At 50.5% G+C, this 303-nt stretch carries 1 protein-coding gene; it reads left to right on the top strand.

Translation table 11 applies throughout. The annotated features are described in order from the left end of the window. A partial coding sequence (locus tag HC176_RS18875; RefSeq protein ID WP_167920503.1) for an iron chelate uptake ABC transporter family permease subunit occupies window positions 1-303 on the top strand: 303 nt, incomplete at both ends.

Below are 303 nucleotides of genomic sequence, written 5' to 3'. Positions count from 1 at the left end.
AATTGCCATTGCGCTTTTCAGCATTAAAAATCTGAATTCTCTCCTGTTGGGGGAGCAATACGCCCGAAGTCTCGGTATGAACATTGGCCGTAACCGGGCGCTGCTCATCATTTCAACAAGCCTCCTGGCCGGAAGCATTACAGCCTTTGCAGGGCCGATTGCTTTTGTAGGCCTGGCAGTTCCACATTTGATAAGACAGGTGGTGCCGGGAAACGATCATAAGATCCTCCTGCCCGCAGTCATTTTTGGCGGAGCAATTTTGATGCTGCTCTGCGATATTGTTGCACAATTGCCGGGTAGCGA

It is taken from the genome of Tamlana crocina (assembly GCF_012037625.1).
Note: the sequence above shows the minus strand (reverse complement) of the source record. Positions and strands in the feature narration are given on the sequence as shown.